Origin of the sequence: Halomonas sp. DP5Y7-2, from assembly GCF_019802025.1 — a bacterium.
GTDB lineage: Bacteria > Pseudomonadota > Gammaproteobacteria > Pseudomonadales > Halomonadaceae > Halomonas > Halomonas litopenaei_A.
The window spans coordinates 54,215-72,474 of record NZ_JAHVHY010000002.1; the positions used below are offsets into that span (position 1 = coordinate 54,215).

General features: G+C 60.1%; 12 protein-coding genes. 5 read left to right on the top strand and 7 right to left on the bottom strand.

Annotated features, from left to right (window positions below):
• Positions 1–268: 268 nt before the first annotated feature.
• The gene (locus KUW18_RS02890) at positions 269–2,107 is read right to left on the bottom strand and encodes an ABC transporter ATP-binding protein (protein ID WP_222560785.1); all 1,839 of its coding nucleotides are present in this window, start codon (positions 2,105–2,107) and stop codon (positions 269–271) included.
• 83 nt (positions 2,108–2,190) lie between these two features.
• Positions 2,191–3,375, bottom strand: a complete 1,185-nt coding sequence (locus KUW18_RS02895) for a M24 family metallopeptidase (RefSeq protein WP_222560786.1) — start codon at positions 3,373–3,375, stop codon at positions 2,191–2,193.
• Between the two features lie 176 nt (positions 3,376–3,551).
• Between KUW18_RS02895 and KUW18_RS02900 the strand changes: the two genes are divergently transcribed.
• Together KUW18_RS02900 and KUW18_RS02905 are read left to right on the top strand one after the other, a co-directional pair.
• The gene (locus tag KUW18_RS02900; RefSeq protein WP_206940094.1) at positions 3,552–4,271 is read left to right on the top strand and encodes a YebC/PmpR family DNA-binding transcriptional regulator; all 720 of its coding nucleotides are present in this window, start codon (positions 3,552–3,554) and stop codon (positions 4,269–4,271) included.
• A gap of 170 nt (positions 4,272–4,441) precedes the next feature.
• Positions 4,442–5,539, top strand: a complete 1,098-nt coding sequence (locus KUW18_RS02905; RefSeq protein ID WP_206940096.1) for a GGDEF domain-containing protein — start codon at positions 4,442–4,444, stop codon at positions 5,537–5,539.
• 121 nt (positions 5,540–5,660) lie between these two features.
• On the opposite strand, the gene KUW18_RS02910 is transcribed toward KUW18_RS02905, so the two are convergent.
• Both KUW18_RS02910 and KUW18_RS02915 read right to left on the bottom strand, forming a co-directional pair.
• The gene (locus KUW18_RS02910; protein WP_222560787.1) at positions 5,661–6,473 is read right to left on the bottom strand and encodes an META domain-containing protein; all 813 of its coding nucleotides are present in this window, start codon (positions 6,471–6,473) and stop codon (positions 5,661–5,663) included.
• A gap of 115 nt (positions 6,474–6,588) precedes the next feature.
• Positions 6,589–8,310 (bottom strand): GGDEF domain-containing protein, encoded by a 1,722-nt coding sequence (locus tag KUW18_RS02915; protein WP_222560788.1) that lies wholly within the window; start codon positions 8,308–8,310, stop codon positions 6,589–6,591.
• Positions 8,311–8,605: 295 nt separating this feature from the next.
• Here KUW18_RS02915 and KUW18_RS02920 point away from each other — a divergent pair, with 295 nt between their 5' ends.
• The 3 genes from KUW18_RS02920 to KUW18_RS02930 all read left to right on the top strand — a co-directional run bounded on the left by KUW18_RS02920 (position 8,606) and on the right by KUW18_RS02930 (position 13,548).
• A complete protein-coding gene (locus tag KUW18_RS02920) occupies positions 8,606–8,908 on the top strand; it encodes a hypothetical protein (protein ID WP_206940099.1) in 303 nt (100 codons plus the stop codon).
• Between the two features lie 1,256 nt (positions 8,909–10,164).
• On the top strand, positions 10,165–12,126 hold the full coding sequence (locus KUW18_RS02925; protein ID WP_206940100.1) for a YadA family autotransporter adhesin: 1,962 nt from the start codon (positions 10,165–10,167) through the stop codon (positions 12,124–12,126).
• Positions 12,127–12,801: 675 nt separating this feature from the next.
• Complete coding sequence (locus tag KUW18_RS02930) at positions 12,802–13,548, top strand: alanyl-tRNA editing protein (protein ID WP_222560789.1); 747 nt, start codon at positions 12,802–12,804, stop codon at positions 13,546–13,548.
• A gap of 190 nt (positions 13,549–13,738) precedes the next feature.
• On the opposite strand, the gene KUW18_RS02935 is transcribed toward KUW18_RS02930, so the two are convergent.
• The 3 genes from KUW18_RS02935 to guaB form a co-directional block, all read right to left on the bottom strand.
• Complete coding sequence (locus KUW18_RS02935) at positions 13,739–14,263, bottom strand: helix-turn-helix transcriptional regulator (RefSeq protein ID WP_222560790.1); 525 nt, start codon at positions 14,261–14,263, stop codon at positions 13,739–13,741.
• 648 nt (positions 14,264–14,911) lie between these two features.
• Positions 14,912–16,489 (bottom strand): glutamine-hydrolyzing GMP synthase, encoded by a 1,578-nt coding sequence (gene guaA, locus KUW18_RS02940; RefSeq protein WP_222560791.1) that lies wholly within the window; start codon positions 16,487–16,489, stop codon positions 14,912–14,914.
• Positions 16,490–16,598: 109 nt separating this feature from the next.
• Positions 16,599–18,068: an IMP dehydrogenase gene (gene guaB, locus KUW18_RS02945; protein WP_206940104.1), complete on the bottom strand. Its 1,470-nt coding sequence runs from the start codon at positions 18,066–18,068 to the stop codon at positions 16,599–16,601.
• Positions 18,069–18,260: the final 192 nt, after the last annotated feature.

The window sequence follows — 18,260 nt, forward strand, 5'->3', positions numbered from 1 at the left end:
CTCAGGCTCAGCGTGGCCTTCTGCTGTAGCGCGCCTGCCTGTCACCGACGCCACCAGCGGGCTTCACCCCGTCCGCCAGAGCGCTCATGACGTTGTCGGTGCAGGCCATGAGCACTCTCAGAAGCCTTCATGGGATAGGTCATCTCCGCTGGCGGTTGAAATAGCTGTCCAGTATCACACGAATGGTAGCCAAGACGTTGACTTGGCGCACATATAGCGAAGTTATCAGCTAAGAAAATGCAGGAAAACCGCCAAAGCACAACGAGGATTACTCCCCCAGAAACCCTCCGACCTGGCGTTGCCACAGCGAGGCGTATAGCCCGTCCTGGGCCAGCAAGCTGTGATGATCTCCCATCTCGACAATGCGTCCCCTGTCGATCACCACGAGTCGATCCAGCATCGCGATGGTGGACAGGCGATGCGCAATCGCGATGACCGTCTTGCCCTCCATCAACGTATAGAGCTGTTCCTGAATCGCCGACTCCACCTCTGAATCCAACGCGGATGTGGCCTCGTCCAGCACCAGGATGGGAGCATCCTTCAACAGCACCCGGGCGATCGCAATCCGCTGGCGCTGGCCGCCAGACAGCGTCACACCACGCTCTCCCACTTGCGCATCGAGCCCGCGCCGTCCCTGCGGATCGACCAGTTCATTAAGGAACTCATGCACATGCGCCTGACGCAATGCCTGCCACAGGCGTTCCTCGCTACATGGCTGGCTGCCATACAGCACGTTTTCGCGCAACGACCGATGCAGTAACGAGGTGTCCTGGGTCACCATGCCAATCTGCTGACGCAGTGACGACTGACTGACGCCGGCAATGTCCTGATCGTCCACCAGGATTCGTCCATCCTGGACATCGTGAAATCGCAACAGCAGCGATGCCAGCGTCGACTTGCCCGCACCCGAACGACCGATGATGCCGACTCTCTCACCCGGAGCGATCTGCAGCTCGAAGCCATCGAATACCTTGCGTCCAGGCAGCTGTCCCCGCGCATAGCCAAAGGTGATGTGGTCGAACACAATCTTGCCTCGAGACACCACAAGCCGGGGAGCGCCAGGCCGGTCTTGCACCTCAGGGACCTTCGACAGGGTGTTGATGCCGTCCTGCACGGTACCGATGTTCTCGAATAGACCTGCCACCTCCCACAGAATCCAATCCGACATGGAGCGCACTCGCATGACCAGGCCAATGGCGACGGCGGTCACTCCGAGTGATACCCATTCGTGGTACCAGGCCAGCACCACCAGCGCGGCCATGGCCACCAGCAGCATGGTGTTAAGCACCGTCAGCGCTACCGACAGTCCCGTCGCCAACCGCATCTGCCGATGCACGGTGTCCATGAAGCCATCCATCGCCTCCCGGGCGTAGGCCTGCTCGGCGCCGTCATCGGCAAACAGCTTGATGGTCTGGATGTTGCTGTAGCTGTCCACGACCCGTCCCGTCATCACCGCCCGGGCGTCGGCCTGGGCCATCGACACCCGACGCAACCGCGGAATGAACCAGCGCATCAACCCCAGGTAGCCTCCCAACCACACCAGCAGCGGCACCATCAGCCAGGGCTCTGCGCTGCCCAGCACCACCAATGCGCCGGTAAAATAGACCAGCACATACACCAGCATATCGAGCAGCTTGGTCACCGTCTCACGCATGGCCAGGGCGGTCTGCATGACCTTCTGGGACACCCGTCCCGCGAACTCGTCATGAAAGAACGATAGGCTCTGGTTCAACATCAAGCGGTGAGATAGCCAGCGCCCCAGCATTGGATAGTTGCCGAAAATGCCTTGATGGGTGATCAGAGACAGCACCAGTACCAGCAGCGGCAACCCCACCAACACCGCCACCCCCAACCCCACCAGCGGCATCAGGTGAGTATCGACAAAGCCGGTTCGATCCGCCTCGGCCAGCCAGTCCACCAGCTCGCCCATGGCGGTAAAGAACACCACCTCGGCGGCGGATACGAGGGCGGTGACCAGCGCCATGGACAGCAGCAGCCCGGCGAAGGGACGCGAGTAGTGCAGGATAAAGGGCCAAAGCTGGGGCGTCGGCACCGATTCGGGCTGATCCGGGTAGGGATCGACCAGCCGTTCAAAGAAACTCAGCATGTCGTGCTCTCAAGCGCATTGGCGCGCCAGTCTAGCGCTGAATGTGGTGCATCGGCACCCATGTCCCCAGCAGCAGACCTGGCCTACCGCTGGACCAATGCCATGTCGTGATTCGTCAGGCGCACCGCCCCTCGCTCGGTAACACGCACGGTGTTGCTCAAACCGATACCGAACTGCCCGGGAACACGCAGGCACAGGGGCAAGTGAAAGACCATGTTGCGCTCGAATCGAGTCGTCTGGCCCGGGGCGAGGTAACCGGTTCCCTCCACCCAACTAGGCGGAAACTGTGCCCCGACCGAGTATCCGTAGACCCCGGAATGAAAGAAGCTGTCGCGCTGCGGCGCCAGCAGCTGATCGGCCACGTTGGCGGCTTCCTCGAACCGGCGTCCTGGCACCATGGCCTTGCACAGCTCGGACTCCATGACGGCACAGAGCTCGGCTGCGCGCTGCATCTCGTCGGTGACGCTACCGATCACCACGGTGCGCATAACAGGGGCGGTATAGCGGCGCCAGACCGCGCCAAACTCCAGAAAGACCACATCCCCCTGGTGAACGGGGTGACGCTGATGGTTGACATGAATCGTGCCACTGCGCGGGCCGGTGGTCACGATAGGCGCCAGGCTGAAAAACTCGCTGCCAGCCTCCAGCATGGCCTGGGCGCCAGCGGCGGCGATGTGATTGTCGCTGACGCCCGGCTCGACCGCCTCAATGGCTCGTTCCAGTCCCTCAGCCGTCATCGCGGCGCTGCGCGCGAGACAATCGATCTCGGCGTCGCTCTTGACCAATCTCAGTGCGGCCATCAAGGGTCCTGCTGCGTGCTGGAAACGATCACCTCCCAAGCGTCCCTGAAGGTGCTGCATCACGCTGTGTCGAAGACCAGGGCTGTTGCCATCCACCCCGATGGCGCGACACTCTGACAGCACCTGCGCCAGCGGGTCGATGATCTCCTCGGGCGCCTCCCAGCGATAGCCGACAATCTCGTCGACCCGCGCGGTCACCACGGCGGGCCCGGTTTCGATCGAGGCCACCTGCAACAAGGTGCGCCGAGTCGTGACCACCAGCGCGGCATGTACCGACACTTCAAAGGTGTGGTACCCGCACAGATAGAAGATATCCGATGGCTGACACAGCAGCAGCGCATCCAGCCCCTGACGCTGCATCGCATCGCGGGTCCGGGCCAGCCGTCGATCAAACTCTTCAGCGGCAAAGGGAAGCTCGGCACCGGCCAGGCGTTCCGTCAACGCATGGCGATAGGCAAGATGATCCATAAGCGCTCTCCTTGGTCAGTATCCCCAGTGTAGACAGCTCATGCCCTATGCTTGGGCGACCCGGGCCGGTCACCCACCAGGGCAATCAGCCCTCTCGGCGGGAAATAAGGCTTCTCGCCAGGGGGCAGACTCTCGTAGAATTCTGTGTTCGTGTTGTCACGTCACAGGAATACGCAATGGGTAGGGCCTTTCAGAACCGCAAGGAATCCATGGCCAAGACGGCCGCCGCCAAGACCAAGGTCTACAGCAAGTATGGGCGCGAGATTTACGTCTGCGCCAAGGCCGGGGGGCCTGACCCCACCGCCAACTTGTCGCTGCGCAGTCTGCTGGACCGCGCCAAGAAAGATCAGGTACCCGGCCACGTCATCGAGCGCGCCCTCGAGAAGGCCTCCGGAGTGGGTGGTGAGGACTACTCCAGTGCGCGCTACGAAGGCTTCGGCCCCGGCAATGCCATGGTCATTGTCGAGTGCCTGACCGATAACCCCAACCGCACCTTCGGCGACGTGCGCGCCTGCTTTACCAAGACCAAAAGCAAGATCGGCACTCCCGGCAGCGTCAGCCACATGTTTGACCATCTGGCGATCCTGTCCTACGCCGGCGAAGACGAAGAAGCGGCGCTGGAAGCCCTGATGGAAGCTGACGTGGACGTCACTGACATCGAGAACGAAAACGGCGTGATCACCGTCTTCGCTCCGCCGACCGAATACGCCAAGGCTCGCCAGGCACTGCGCGATACCGTGGGCGCGGCAGAATTTGAGGTGGACGAGATCCAGTTCCTGCCTCAGGCGACGACCCCGCTGGAAGGGGACGACGTGGCCCTGTTCGAGAAGCTTCTCGACATGCTCAACGATCTCGACGACGTACAGAACGTGTATCACAGCGCTGAATTGGCGTGAGTGCGTAGCACTATTCATCTACCGGAACTGCTACATTGGATGTAGCAACCTGTAGCCGGGTGTCCGGCGGGAGCCTGCTTTCAGGCACGCTCTTCGCCCCACCCTGATGGTCAAGCACGTCGTCTGACGAGACGTCGAGACTCCCCTTACCGAATGCGAGGCTCCCGTGCATGGACCGACACTCGATTCTCGCCCAGACGGCACTCCAGCGCCCGGCCTCCATCCGCCATCGACGCCTGCGCAAACACCTGCTGACGCGCTGGGCCAGCCTGATGGGGGCTGGCGTTCACTTCCTGTTTATTCCGCTGTTCTGGTGGCTGGGCTATCCCGCGCTGGCACTGACCAACATCGTCAGCGTCGGCATGTGGCTGGGCGCCTATCTGGCCAACGAGCGGGGCGAACAGGATCGCGCTGTCTATCTGATCATCGCGGAGGCCTATTGCCACGCTATCATCGCCACGCTTGTGCTCGGCACCACAGCGGGCTTCCACTTCTACCTGCTGACCCTGGCCTGCTGGGCCGCGGTCACCCACTCGGTGAGGTGGGTATCGCTGCTGCTGGGGCTGATGGGGATGGTCATCTTCCTCTTCCTCGAATTTCCGATCGCCCAGCTGTTTCCCGTCGAGCAGGCAGCGCCCTTCCCGCTGATTCTGGCGACGCTGAATCTGGCGATCGCGCTGTTCACCATGATCGGCTTTGCCATGCTGGCAAGACACGTCTACGAAACGCAGGAAGAAAGCCTGACCAGCATGGCCACCCGAGACGCGCTGACCGGTCTTCACAACCGCCGCTACGCGGGGGAATACCTGCGTCAGCTGGCCAGTGACCGCAGGGAAGGCAAGGGCATCCCTTACAGTCTTGCCTTGATCGACATCGACCACTTCAAACTGATCAATGACAAGCATGGTCATCGCGTGGGCGACCAGTGCCTGATCCAGCTGTCGGACCTGCTGTTGCGTCATTTTCGACGCTCCGACGTACTATGCCGCTGGGGAGGCGAAGAGTTTCTGCTGATCTTCCCCGGCGCCGACCTTGGCGAAATACTGCCGGTACTGGAGAGCTTCAGAAAGCGACTGCACAGCTTGCCGATCATGCACAATGGCGATGTGATCTCGCTCACGGTCAGCGCTGGGGTGACCAGCCATTCTCCCGGCGTCAGCTACGATGCGCTGATCAACCATGCGGACAGACTGCTGTACCGTGCCAAGGCCGAAGGCCGAGATTGCATCGTCAGCGACCGTGCAGACGTCAGCACGACGACCGCCTGATAGCGCCTTGAAGGGACTGAGCTAAGCCGGGCCAGCCTAAGTCAAGCTAGCCCAGCCCAATTCACATCAGCCCAGCCCAGTTCACACCAGCCCAGCCCAGTTCACATCCGTTCAGGCCAGGTCAGGTCAGATGCACGACCTCGAAGCGCGCCAGGGTCGCGCCCTGGTCTCCCAGCAGGAACAGCTCGTCACCCAGTATTCGATAGCGGCGAGTCGCTTGAAGCGCTTCCAGCAACTCCTGTTCCTGGATCATCGTCTCTTGAGCGCAGGCCATTTTCGTCGTACCGAGCGGCGATAGCGCCAACGCGTCCGCTTCTACCTGGTAGTGGCCCATCAAGCGGTTGCAGCCGGTAAAGCCGGCGACGCGCCCCTCCTTTTCATGCAATACGAGATGCGCTTCACCGGTCAGCGGCGACTTGCCCGACAGTTCGACCAGCTTCCAATAGCGCCCTTCCAGCGGCTCTGACAGCACGGTCTCCAGTCGCTCCAGGCGGGCCCCTTGTTCACCCGCTTGATCCCCCTGGCCAAGCCAGCCACCATTGGCGCCCATTCGCCACTCATCAAACGGCTGAGGGACTGCCCCCATCAGTGCCAGACGACTCGCCTGGAGCTCATAGTCGCCGCGGTAGCGCCGGTCAGGCTGTTCCCCCGGCCCCAGGTGACGCTCCTTGAGCAGGAAGCGGCCAGCACCATCCAGGGACAGCTCGAGTCGTATGCCACGACAGTCATCGCAGGGTAGCTCTCCCAGGTAGGTGGCCGGCAGCGCCAGTGGCGCCTGTCCCTCTGACGGCTCTGCCGTATCGTCGTCTCGCTTGTCCATCGCGGCACTCGCTCCACCCGATACCAGCAGCGCCATCGACAGGACCGCCGCTACCACCAGCAGAAACACAGCGCCGGCCGCTGTTGGCCGAGGTAACACAGAGACATCTTTCATGCCGGTTCCTTGGATTATTGAACAACGTGACACCCGCTAGCTTCGACCCGCACCACCACCAGGGTTCCCTGAAAAGAATGGCCTGGTGCGGCAGGTCATGGGGAAGGCGGTATGTTCAGGGCGTGTCGCCGGCACTGACAGCAGACGCATTGAGTACCACGCGGTCGCGCCCGGCGTACTTGCCACGGTACAGCGCCTGATCGGCACGTCGCAGCAGGTCACTGGCCGACTCTCCCCGCTGGCGTCGCGCTACTCCCAGGGTGCAGGTCAACAGCACCGACTCGCCGCTATGCAGCAGCAGCGGTGTCGAGGCCAACCCATGGCGGATTCGCTCGGCCACTTCCATTGCCTGGTGCTCATCACGCTCCTTGAGCAGAATGACAAATTCTTCACCACCGTAGCGGCAGACAGGATCCACATCACGCACCACGTCCTCTATTACCGTTCCCAGGTGCTGCAGGGCGCGGTCCCCCTCGGCATGCCCCCAGCCATCATTGAAGCGTTTGAAGTTATCGATATCCAACATGATCAGTGACAGCGGGTGCTCACTCGCCTCGGCCTGAGCGATGGCTGCGGGCAGTGCTTCATCGAGATAACGCCGGTTGTGCACGCCGGTCAGCCCGTCCAGATAGCTCATGCCATGCAGCCGCGCCTTCTCTTCCAGCAATGTTTCGCGCTCGTGCTGCAGCAAGCTGATGCGATCGGCCAGGGCCAACGACAGCAAGATGGCTTCAAGCCCGGAACCCATTTGAAAACCGTGTAACGTCCAGACGTTATGGGGAATGATCCCATAGGTGACCAGCAGTAATAGCGATACCCCCACCACCAGCACCGACCACGCCATCAGCAGCCACTGGGCTGGGCGAAACCCTCGCCACAGGCCTCGTAGTGATGACACCAGAAAGGCCGCCAGCACTAGCGCACCCAGCACCGAGTAGATCACTACCGTCAAGAAGCTGGGTAGAAGCCAGGCCACCGCTATCGCCGCACACAACGGCCAGCACAACCAACGCATCAGCCTGTCCACCCAAGGGTCCTGAAAGGGCGTGCGCAAGAAGCGACGACAGAACTGGATACCGAAAATACTGATCACCGACAGGGAGGACAGCAGCAGCGCCTCGTTGAGGCGAGCGCCCATATGCGGAAAGAGCATCATCAAAAGGCCGTTCTGGCTCAGGAAGTAAAGCCCGGACCCGCTGAGAAACCCTAGGTACCACAGATAATTACCGTCGCGTAGACTGAACAGCAAGAGGCTATTGTAGGCAGCGAGTCCGGCAATCAGGCCGAAGTACAGCCCCTGGCCCAACAGCAGCTGACGCCAGTGATGATGCAGCTGGGCGTCATCGAGCACGGTAAGGTCAAAGCGGATCGCCTGATTGGTCACCACCTTAAGCAAGTACTCGCTCACTCCGTCAGGCAGCACAAACTGGGGAAGCGCTGCAGCGACACCCTCATTGTCGGCGAAATGCGCCGCCCTACGAACGGGATGGCAATCGTTCGCGGTGCATCCAAACAACTCGATGCCCTGTACCAGAGGATTCGAGAACACCAGGCGCTGGCCCGCCTGCACATTATGAATGACGACACGCAGCCACACGGGATGCGCCCTGAGGCCGAGGCTCACCTGCTCTTCCAGCCGACGTTGCACCAAGGCATCAGAGCTGTTGGGCGGCGGCGGCAGCTCATCTGTGTGGTCGAGCACCCACATTGTGACATTGGGCGGTGGCCGCGACGCTTCACCCGCCAGCTCCCAGGCCAGTGATACCACTGCCACCAGCAGTACCAGCCATAGTCGCCTATCCCTGCCGATTGCCGCTCCTGTCCCCCGAGACTGCATCGCAGCACTCCCCGTGACCCCGGTTCAGTGTAGCCAGTTTCCACTGGCGCTCAGCCGCCCGAGGCCGCAATCCGAGGACCTTTTGTTCAATCTCTCAGCATTCTTTTGTTCTGCCCCAGCAAGGACTCGCTTACCCAGTACGACCCAATAGAACCGACCCTAAAGGCCCCATCCAATAGAAACAGGGGACCGCCCCCGAGGGAGGGAGTGGCAAGGAGGACATATGCGAGTATGCTGAAACCTGGACGTGATGAAGGAACAGGAGAACGCTCACTTCACCAGCAAGGAGGTTACCATGAAGGTCTACAAGCCTCAGTGGCAGTGCACCCTGGACGTGACCGAAGGCGTGGAAACAACCGCAAGCTGGAAACACCGCCTGGCATGGCAGCTCAGGCACCTTGCCGACCGCCTCGAAGGCGGCAAGCGCACCCTCACCCTGGACGTGGATGTGCGGCCCGGCATCCCCCGTGAAGACGTGGATCGCTGCCTGGGCAAGGGCTTCGCCCTGTCCCAGACGTTGATGACAGAGCTGGCCCAGCACGCCGCCTGTGAAAACATCATGCGCGATGCCAAGGCAGAGCTTTACGAGAGCGACTGACCCACAACCTGGATCGACGACGCCAGGTCGACCGTACCCACTCAAACACAACACCCGCCCATCGGCGGGTGTTGTGATATTGGCAGCGTCATATCGACCGCTCTAGTGGCCTCGCAACAAGCAGCGAAGCAGGCTCTCCGTCACCATCTCGAGTATCAGGCTCCATCGGAAAGACTCCCTAGACAGGGCTATGAAACCGCAAAAAAATGCTTGAAAAAAACACCCATAAACAGTGGTCGAGGGCAAAGGTGACGACCTACCGCTACCGCAACATCTTTACTTTCAAACACATCAATTGAGGCGTCTAAGCGAAGACCTCTTCCTGGTATTTCGGAGTCTTCACTCATCTTCTTTCAGATACAACTATGCCTTTTCATACCCAGTCGTAAGAAATTTGAGCATAGCCTCAAATTAAACTTAGCATTTGTGTCTATTTTGCAAACACAACTATGCCAAAAAGAGCTTTTGACAATAAAACAATGTCGCAACACACATGCATTAAGCAATGCAACACACTGATTTTAAATTAAAAAAATAAACAAATTACTGCAAAATTAATACCCTTTATCTGAGTCACGAACAGGCATTTCAGCACAGCTCCATCCCCACACGTCTCCTACATCAATTCACATGCATATTCACCAGTGTGTCATTCGATGAGCAAAACAAAAACGCAGCAGATTCCAAGCATTTGTTTTATATATTAAAATTCTAGACACCATCAAACTTCACCTTACATGGCGAAGCAAATCGAGATCGGACGACACATCTCCTCCCCGCATACATAGGCAGCTTGCTCGCCTGATTCAGCACAGAAAATCTCGACGAGGGGCTCGCTCTCGTCTCAGGCACCACCTCTCTGTTACCTAAGGTTACATTGCGGCATTCTTAACGCCGTAATAGTGAGCATCGTAATCCTGATGACCAGATTACTAAGACGCCTTTATTCCAAAGGCCAAGTGATATCGACAGCACAATGCGCGGCATAGACTACCGCCGCTTAGTGCGACAGTAGGCAGAGAGTAGTGAACATGAAGACATCTTACGAAGACGCAAAGCTCAACTCGGGAACCATTTCCTTTACGCGCCGGCCACTCGCCGCCGCGATAGTCAAAACTGGGCGCGCACTTTTCCATTATCCCCTACTGCCAGCGCTAAGCCTTGTCGTAATGGCCGGCATGGCAACAACGGCTCAAGCGAACTCCATCAATACAGACGAGTCATGTACTGGAAGTACTCTGACGAATTCGGCCCTCATGGATCACGAGGGGACTCTTCTCAACACGCCGCAGGCCACCAACGGCAACGGGACCTCGCCCCTTTCAAACGACTGTAACGCCGCTGAAGGCGCCAGTGAGGCTACCGACGAGGACACCGCAGCGATCAGTGGTTTCAGCGCAGCCATCTCAACGAGGCAGTTAAGAGTGACCGGGGCTCAAGCCATCGAGATGGGCGACGGAAGTGAAGCCAGTGGCGGCAAGAGCATCGCCATAGGGGTCGATTCAGCGGCGTCAGGAGACCGATCAATCGCGCTGGGAGATGGCAATACGTCAAGCGCGACTCGAGCAGTGAGCCTGGGCAGTTCCGTTACCGCAAGCGCCGAAAATAGTGTGGTCATCGGCACGGATAGCTCGATCGCTACCAACGCGATCAATGCAACGGCGATCGGTTACTCCAATAGCGTGAGCGATCAGTCGAAGTACACCAGCGTACTCGGTATGAAAAACACTATCGATGGAAATGCCGTTCGCGTCCTTGGTAATAACAACGAGATCAATGCGGCCTATGCCGGCATTTCCGGCTCGAATAACACGGTATCCTCGGTTTCCTCACATGCCAATGTCGTAGGTAACAATGCTGCCGTCGACGGCCTCGAGGCTATTGTTGTGGGTAATTTCGGTGTTGCCAGCGCTGATCATACGATCGTGCTCGGTGCCGAGGGTGCTTCAACCGCCGCAGAAGCCATTGCGATTGGGCATGGCGCCAGCGCCAGCGAGGCGTCGAGCGTGGCGCTGGGAAGCAACTCGGTGACCGATGCAGCAGTGGCGACGTCGGGTATCACGCTCGCCGGTACGGACTACACCTTCGCCGGTAGCTCGCCAATCGCCACCGTGGGCATTGGCAGCGCTGGTCAAGAGCGCACCCTGACACATCTGGCCGCGGGCCGGGTCAGCGCCAGCAGCACCGATGCGATCAATGGTAGCCAGCTATACGCCACCAACCAGGCTGTGGAGGGCATCTCAAGTCGAGTGGATGACCTCGAGGGGCAGTACGCCAGCCTGAGCGACGATGCCCTGACCTATGACGCCGGCTCTGATAAAGGCAGCCTTACCCTCGGTGGAGAAAATGGCACCAGCATCACCAATCTGGCCGATGGCGACATCAGCAGTGGCAGCACTGATGCGGTAACCGGCGGACAGCTTTGGGACCTCAGTCAGCAGCTGAGCGGTGCTGGAGGTGGAGGCGGCCTTTATAGCAACATCAGTTCATCAGGGCCTGGCGCCCAGATCGATGCAGCAGATGGCATTGCCATGGGGGGCGGCGCGCGCGTTGAAGAGGGAGCTGAGGGCGGCATCGCCCTGGGCTCAGGTTCCGTCGCTGATCGAGGTGGAATGAACGGTGCCCGCGAGGCGTTCTCGGATGTCGCTGTTGGCTCTACCGCGGGAGCACTGTCGGTGGGTAGCGCGGGGGGTGAACGTCAGATCACCAACGTTGCAGGGGGCACCGAAGCCACCGACGCGGTCAATGTTCGCCAGCTTGAGTCCGTTCAGGCGGGCGCCGTCAACTACGACCGGCACGAGGATGGCAGCGTCGACTATGGCTCCGTGACCCTTGGCGATGCCGCTGCAGGCCCTACCACCGTTCACAACGTCGGACCTGGCGTCGCTGACACCGATGCAGCCAACGTCGGGCAGCTGAATGCCCTCAACCAGAACGTGCAGCGTCAGTTCAGTCGACTGGCGGACAAGATCGGTGACGTAGAGGACGAGGCGAATGCCGGCTCAGCTACCGCCATTGCCATGGCATCCGTTCCTCAGGCGTACCTGCCGGGGAGGAGCATGATCGCAGTCGGTGGAGGCAACTACTCAGGCGAATCCGCAGCGGCGGTAGGCGTTTCGCACCTGACTGAGAACGGCAAGTGGGCCTTCAAGCTCAACGGCTCCGGCGACTCTCAAGGGAATATGGGTGTCGGTGTCGGCGCAGGCTTCCACTGGTAACACGCACGGGTAGAACGCCTTTCTGGTACTAGAAAAAGCGAGATGGTGGTGGCGGGACTAGCCGATGATGCTCTGTCCAAGCCGGCAATGCTCCAGGTCGACAACGTCCCTGCCACTCACCATCCGCTTTCTTCTCTTTTGATGAGATTCCCTATCGTAAATCGTACGATAGCTAGACAGTGCTCTATGCCAAGCCATAGACGCCATCGCAGTTGGCAATATCGCTCTACGCCTGTGCATTCAGGTACTCGAACACCTCACCTATCATCTGACCTTTCCACCTGGCATGTACGCCATGGATCACTCATGTTTGCTCCATGTCGTTAAGGCACTTGTGGTTGGCACACTCTTACGCAGCAACACGTACCCATGTAACGTGGTGCTGTACGCTGCCCTTCGTGGCTCAATCCTCCGGGGCTCTGGCGTAGCCTGGTGGCCACCATCGGCGAACTCTCCGCGGGCGTCTCAGCGCTTGGCCGCTTTCGTATTTTCTGCTGGCTTCGTTCTTCTCTCGGTGTTCGCCGTCAATATCAGGACACACTACGAGAATGTCCCTATTTGCCTGGCCTGATGAGTCCATCCGCCCCCTTGACCCGCGGTGCCTTCATCAAGCGCTTCTCCGAAAGACTGCGGGACAAGAGGCTATGTAGGCCCACATTACGAGGTAAGTGCATCATGCAAACTGATCACCTGTATCTCAACGACGCTTATCACGTCACGTGCAGGGCCATCGTGTCTCATGTCTCAAAAGAAGGGCTACTGCTTGACCAAACGGTTTTCTACCCACAGGGGGGCGGCCAGGCAGGAGACAGCGGCTGGTTGACCCTGAAAGGTGGGTCCCGGTTACGGATTACAGAGTCGCGCAAGGCAGGTGAGGCATTTCCTGACAAGAATACCGTGCTGCATATCCCGGCTCTTGGTCAGACACCCCTGATTCAGAGAATCAAGCCTGGTGACGAGGTGTGTGCCAAAATCGACTGGCAGCGCCGCTACCGACACATGCGCCTACACACCGCCGCACATATGTTGTGTGCCGTGCTGCCGTATTCGGTCAACGGCTGCAGTATTACCGCTGACTATGCGCGCCTTGACTTCGTGACCAGCGACCCGCTGTCACGTGAACGCATTGAGACAGCCCTGGCGGCAATGGTCGAGGCGGCGCACCCGGTGACGGTCGAAACGATAAGCGACGAGGCATTGCAAGCCCATCCAGAGCTCGTGCGCACCATGAGCGTCTATCCGCCCATAGGCTGCGGGCAGGTGCGACTCGTGAACATCAAGGATACCGATTTGCAGCCATGCGGGGGGACCCATGTCGCCAATACACGGGAGGTTGGCGCGGTGAGCGTGATCAAGATAGAGAAGAAATCGGCAAGCACTCGCAGGGTGGTACTGGCACTGGAGTGGCCGAAGGCAGAATGAGTCACACGCCCAACGACGGATGCGCTCTCAGATCAAACCTCTCACGAGGCTACCTACAACCCGCTCCATATAATGCCGCGATGCTCGCTGAAGAAGCGAGCTCATTGCTTGCCCTCGGCATGGGAAAGGCAAGCGGCGTCCACGAAACCGTGGGAAGGAAGGACCGCTGCCGCAATGACTGAGCTGTTGGCTAGGCGGTCAGCAGTTCCATATTCCCTTGGTCACGCATTGGATGACGAAGCGCCTCCTTGGCGATATTCACTGCCAACGCCACCCTCGCTACCTCCCATACGCCAGCATCTATTTGGTAGCCCCCTCGCGCGTTGAGCCAATCAAGCACTTCTGCGAGATGCCAGATCGAAGCGCTACCTTCGTGAACCGGCAGGGGAAACGTGGCTCGGTGGGCGAGCATCAATTTCCGCATGGCCTGTCGGGAAACGCCCACGATGTCCGCCACATCGGTCAAGCCAACAAGGTCCGGCGAGGCCTCGATCAGGCGCGCGGAAGGAGCCGCGCTTTTGACATCGGCCAGAGCGGTGCGGACCGCCTCCTCAGCGCTATCCGCCTCGCGGGAGAACTCCAGCGCCAGACGACCAGGCTGCCCCACTCCCACTAGGGCGTCATCACAACCGGCTGCACCCAGCCGCTCTACCAGTGCATCCAGATCACTGTCGTGGTTAGCCAACTGATATTTCAGCGTGAAAATGTATTCCATGGCTCAATCCTCCGGTTCCGTCTCACTCCGGCGCTTGTGGGTGAAACATTTGTCCACCACCCTCCGAAGCGCCCGGGCATGGCTGCCGGGGTTTTTCGGCGTACTCCACACACTTGCGATACAGAACTCGCCACAGCGGCATTCATCATCATTGTAAGGACAGTAGATCTTGCCCCAGGCGTGGCTACCTCCTACCTCAACTCGATGGACGAGTCATTCCAAGGCTCGAGTATGGGAACGACAACCTAGGCTATAAAGCAGTTCCTCTCGGCCAAGCAGCCGGCTCACCATACTGACACCGAGCAGCTAACGACCACTAGCAGGGCATTCACACCGATGGAGTTGCTACCGCAATGGGTCAATACGTTGAGAAAAGCATCACTCTTTACCCTCAATGGGAGCAGAACTTGAACCGGAACATATGGCGAACGTCCCGGCACGAGCCAGGGCGCTTATAGCGCTGAATGTGCTGAACGAGAGAGTGGAGTGGCCCTTGCCCACCGTATTACGGGCATGTCACGGGCGTCGAGGCGCAGGATATGCTGACCGGCCTACATCCAGCACTAAAAAAAGCGACACAAGCTAATGAAATTCAAAAGCTTGCGTCGCCTTCTCAGTCACGACTGACCGTCACTTAACGGGGGATTATCATTCCCACTCAATCGTCGCCGGCGGCTTGGACGACACGTCGTAGGTGACGCGGGAGACACCGGACAGCTCGTTGATGATGCGGTTGGACACCTTCTCCAGCAGCTCGTAGGGCAGGTGCGCCCAACGGGCGGTCATGAAGTCGATGGTCTCGACGGCGCGCAGGGCGATAACCCACTCGTAGCGGCGCCCGTCGCCCACCACACCAACGGACTTCACTGGCAGGAAGACGGCGAAGGCCTGGCTAGTCTTGTGGTACCAGCCGGAGTTGTGCAGCTCTTCGATGAAGATGGCGTCGGCCTCGCGCAGGATATCGGCGTACTCCTTCTTCACCTCGCCGAGGATACGCACCCCCAGGCCCGGCCCCGGGAAGGGGTGACGGTAGACCATGTCGTAGGGCAGGCCGAGCTCAAGTCCCAGCTTGCGCACTTCGTCCTTGAACAGCTCGCGCAGCGGCTCGACCAGCTTGAGCTTCATGGTCTCCGGCAGGCCACCCACATTGTGGTGTGACTTGATCACGTGAGCCTTGCCGGTCTTGGCCGCGGCGGACTCGATCACGTCCGGGTAGATGGTGCCCTGGGCCAGGAAGTCCACGCCGTCGATCTTGGCAGCTTCTTCATCAAACACGTCGATGAAGGTGTTGCCGATGATCTTGCGCTTGGCCTCGGGGTCGGCCTCGCCCTCAAGCTTGCCGAGGAACAGGTCTTCGGCGTCGGCGCGGATGACGCGAACGCCCATGTGCTGAGCGAAGGTCTCCATGACCTGGTCACCTTCGTTCTTGCGCAGCAGGCCGTTGTCGACGAATACACAGGTCAGCTGGTCGCCGATAGCCTTGTGCAACAGGGCGGCCACCACCGAGGAATCGACGCCGCCAGACAGGCCCAGCAACACGTGGCGGTCGCCTACCTGCTCACGCACCCGGGCGATCTGGTCTTCGATGATCTTGGCCGGAGTCCAGTTGCGTTCGGCACCGCAGATGTCCAGCACGAAGTGCTCGAGGATGCGCTGGCCCTGCTGGGTATGCGTTACCTCTGGGTGGAACTGCACGCCGTAGAAGCGCTTTTCTTCCCAGGACATGGCAGCGATCGGACAGCTCGGGGTGGAAGCCGTCACGGTGAACGCTTCAGGCGCCTGGGCAACCTTGTCGCCGTGGCTCATCCACACATCCAGGAGGCCGCGACCGGTCTCGGGATCAACGTGGTCCTTGATGTCCTTGAACAGCGCCGTCTCGGCATCCAGGCGAATCTGGGCATAGCCGAATTCGCGCTTGTTGGAACCTTCGACCTTGCCGCCCAGCTGCTCGGCCATGGTCTGCATGCCATAGCAGATGCCAAACACCGGCAGGCCCATCTCGAACACGCAGGCAGGCGCCCGCGGCGAATCCAGCTCGGTCACCGACTCCGGCCCACCGGCCAGGATGATGCCATTGGGGCGATACTCGCGGATTTCTTCTTCGGTGATGTCGAAGGCGCGAATCTCGGAATAGACGCCAATCTCGCGAACCCGACGGGCAATCAGCTGGGTGTACTGGGAGCCGAAGTCGAGGATCAGGATCTTGTGGGCGTGGATATCGGTCATGGGAATTACCTTGCAGGCGGTGGCCAAAAGGCCTGGCGATCAAAGGGCAATAAAGTGAAAAAGCTGGAAGCGCCAAGGCGCTTCCAGCTTCAGGGCGACGGTAGACGCCTCACCCTACGCGATAGTTCGGGGCTTCCTTGGTGATCTGCACGTCATGCACGTGGGACTCGTTGAAGCCGGCACCCGTGATCTTGACGAACTCAGGCTTGGTGCGCATCTCGTCGATGCTGGCGCAACCGGTATAGCCCATGGACGCACGCAGGCCACCCATCAGCTGGTGCACGATGGCGCTCATCACCCCCTTGTAGGGGACACGGCCTTCAATGCCTTCCGGTACCAGCTTCTCGACACCGTCATCCTTGTCCTGGAAGTAGCGGTCGCTGGAACCCTGGGTCTGGGACATGGCGCCCATGGAGCCCATGCCACGATAGGCCTTGTAGGTACGTCCCTGGAACAGTTCCACCTCGCCCGGGGCTTCCTCGGTACCCGCCAGCAGACCACCCACCATGATGCAGCTGGCACCGGCTGCCACCGCCTTGGCGATGTCTCCAGAGAAGCGCACACCGCCGTCGGCGATCAGCGGAATGTCATAGGGCTTGACCGCCTCGGCCACGTTGGACACGGCCGTGATCTGGGGCACGCCCACACCGGCCACGATCCGGGTGGTACAGATGGAACCGGGACCGATGCCCACCTTGACCGCGTCGGCGCCTGCCTCGGCCAGTGCCTTGGCGGCGGCGGCCGTGGCAATGTTGCCACCGATCACCTGGATCTGGGGGAAGTGCTCCTTGACCCAGCGCACGCGCTCGATGACGCCGCGGGAGTGGCCATGGGCGGTATCGACCACGATGGCATCGACGCCAGCTTCTGCCAGAGCCTTGACCCGGTCAGGGGTCTCGGGACCAGTGCCCACGGCGGCGCCAACCAGCAGACGCCCATCTGCATCCTTGGCGGCATTGGGGAAGGTGCGCGCCTTCTCGATGTCCTGGAAGGTCACCAGGCCGCGCAGGCGGAACTCAGCGTCCACTACCAGCATCTTCTCGACGCGGTGTTCCTGCATCTTGCCCTTGATGACGTCCAGCGGGGTGCCTTCCGGTACCGTCACCAGACGCTCGCGCGGGGTCATGATGTCCGACACGCTGTCGCCATGGTTGGGCTGGAAGCGCATGTCACGCTCGGTGACCAGGCCAACCAGGGTCTCGCCTTCCACGACAGGGAAACCAGAGAACCCGTGTTCCTTGGCCATGGACAGCAGATCCTGCAGCTTGGCCTTGGGACCTACGGTCACCGGATCCTTGACGATGACGCTCTCGTGCTTCTTGACCTTGCGCACTTCCAGCGCCTGCTGGGCAATGCTCATGCTCTTGTGGATGATGCCAATGCCACCTTCCTGAGCCATGGCAATCGCCAGACGGGCTTCGGTCACAGTGTCCATGGCAGCAGAGGCGAGGGGGATGTTCAGGAAGAGGTCGCGAGTCAGGCGGGTCCGGAGGCTGACGTCCTTGGGCAGAACATCGGAGTAGCCGGGAACGAGCAATACGTCGTCAAACGTAAGTGCTTCTTGGGCCATACGTAGCATAATCGGCAACACCCACAGAGGCTTGGAGGGAGGGAAGAAGTTAATCGCGCATTATAACGTTTCGCCCCACCATCGGGCAATGTGCCCACTCGATACTGCCATGGCCCGGCCCTGTCCTGCGCCCTCTTGCACCGTCCTCAAGCCCGCCTGTGACGGGCGCTGCCTGCCCTCGATGAAGTCCCGCTATCGACG

Excerpts from the sequence above, each read along its gene's own strand:
- guaB (WP_206940104.1), bottom strand. The coding sequence starts at position 18,068 with ATGCTACGTATGGCCCAAGAAGCACTTACGTTTGACGACGTATTGCTC.
- KUW18_RS02910 (WP_222560787.1), bottom strand. The coding sequence starts at position 6,473 with ATGAAAGATGTCTCTGTGTTACCTCGGCCAACAGCGGCCGGCGCTGTG.
- KUW18_RS02920 (WP_206940099.1), top strand. The coding sequence starts at position 8,606 with ATGAAGGTCTACAAGCCTCAGTGGCAGTGCACCCTGGACGTGACCGAA.
- KUW18_RS02915 (WP_222560788.1), bottom strand. The coding sequence starts at position 8,310 with ATGCAGTCTCGGGGGACAGGAGCGGCAATCGGCAGGGATAGGCGACTA.
- KUW18_RS02930 (WP_222560789.1), top strand. The coding sequence starts at position 12,802 with ATGCAAACTGATCACCTGTATCTCAACGACGCTTATCACGTCACGTGC.
- KUW18_RS02925 (WP_206940100.1), top strand. The coding sequence starts at position 10,165 with ATGGATCACGAGGGGACTCTTCTCAACACGCCGCAGGCCACCAACGGC.
- KUW18_RS02900 (WP_206940094.1), top strand. The coding sequence starts at position 3,552 with ATGGGTAGGGCCTTTCAGAACCGCAAGGAATCCATGGCCAAGACGGCC.
- KUW18_RS02905 (WP_206940096.1), top strand. The coding sequence starts at position 4,442 with ATGGACCGACACTCGATTCTCGCCCAGACGGCACTCCAGCGCCCGGCC.
- KUW18_RS02895 (WP_222560786.1), bottom strand. The coding sequence starts at position 3,375 with ATGGATCATCTTGCCTATCGCCATGCGTTGACGGAACGCCTGGCCGGT.
- guaA (WP_222560791.1), bottom strand. The coding sequence starts at position 16,489 with ATGACCGATATCCACGCCCACAAGATCCTGATCCTCGACTTCGGCTCC.
- KUW18_RS02890 (WP_222560785.1), bottom strand. The coding sequence starts at position 2,107 with ATGCTGAGTTTCTTTGAACGGCTGGTCGATCCCTACCCGGATCAGCCC.
- KUW18_RS02935 (WP_222560790.1), bottom strand. The coding sequence starts at position 14,263 with ATGGAATACATTTTCACGCTGAAATATCAGTTGGCTAACCACGACAGT.